The organism is Dyella monticola, assembly GCF_003363155.1.
GTDB classification, from domain to species: Bacteria; Pseudomonadota; Gammaproteobacteria; order Xanthomonadales; family Rhodanobacteraceae; genus Dyella_B; species Dyella_B monticola.
In genome coordinates this window covers 1-1,206 of record NZ_QRBE01000042.1, presented here as the reverse complement: position 1 = coordinate 1,206, position 1,206 = coordinate 1, and the positions used below count along the sequence as shown (strand labels likewise).

General features: G+C 63.0%; 1 protein-coding gene. It reads left to right on the top strand.

Annotated features, from left to right (window positions below):
* The first annotated feature begins 12 nt into the window (after window positions 1-12).
* The gene (locus DWU98_RS21550) at window positions 13-1,155 is read left to right on the top strand and encodes an OmpA family protein (RefSeq protein ID WP_115497626.1); all 1,143 of its coding nucleotides are present in this window, start codon (window positions 13-15) and stop codon (window positions 1,153-1,155) included.
* The last annotated feature ends 51 nt before the right edge of the window (window positions 1,156-1,206 follow it).

The following is a 1,206-nucleotide window of genomic DNA, read 5'->3' as shown; positions in this document are numbered from 1 at the left end:
AGGAGACACCTGATGAAACGTAAGGGCTTATATTTTCTGATCGCTCTTGCCCTGGGCGGCGTAGGTGCCGTTCACGCGCAGGACAATACGGCGGCCAGCAGCGGCAGCACGGCCAGCAGCAATGCGCCGGCGTGGCCCAATGGCTTTGATGATCGTTGGTACATTGCGCCGACCGTAGGCGGGTACTACAACGATACCGATCGCAACACGCGTAGCCGTCAGATTTTCTACGGTCTGTCGGTGGGTAAGTTCATCAGCCCGAACGTTTCGGTGGAACTGTTCGTGGACCGCACCAAGCGCAAGGCGGACACGGATGTGTTTGGTCAGGGCAACACCTGGTCGAACAACAACTACGGCGTGTCGGCGCGCTACTTCTTCGGTGAGCCCACTGGCTGGCGCCCGTACCTGATGGGCGGTGTGATGGGCAGCTACCACCACAACCCGCTGGATAAGGATTGGGCGCCGGGCGCGCAGGCCGGTGCCGGTATCTCCAAGTCGATCACCGACAGCGCGGACTTCCGCGTGGAAGCGGCGTACCGCTATGACTGGGACGACAAGACCCAGCCACAGAAGAACGGTTACGGCGACTGGTACCTGGGCTTCAGCATTGTGGCCAAGCTCGGTTCGGTGCCGGCCCCGGCCGCTCCGCCGGCGCCGCCGCCGCCGCCACAGCCGGACTGCTCCAAGCAGTTCCGCAATGGCGTGAACCTGTGCGACAACAAGTGCCCGGATCTGCCGGAAGGCACGATCGTGGGACCGGATGGCTGCCCGCAGAAGGTGGTGATCGACCTGAAGGGCGTGAACTTCAAGTTTGACCGTCCGAAGAAGGGCGAGACGAACATCGAGCCGACGCTGGCGGTGCCGGCAAGCGACTCGCTGGCGATCCTGGATCAGGCGGTGGACACGCTCAAGCGCTACCCGCAGGTACACGTGACGGTGGCCGGTTACACCGACGGCGTGGGTACGGCGACGTACAACCAGGGTCTGTCGGAGCGTCGTGCGAAGATCGTGTACGACTACCTGACCTCGCACGGCATCGACCCGAGCCGCCTGGAAGGCCCGATCGGTCATGGCATGAACGACCCGATCGACACCAACAAGACGGCAGCGGGCCGCGCTCGCAACCGTCGTACGGAGCTGCAGGTCCAGCAGTAATTGGAAGCTGCATGCTGTACGGAAAAGCCCGGCCTTTGCCGGGCTTTTCTT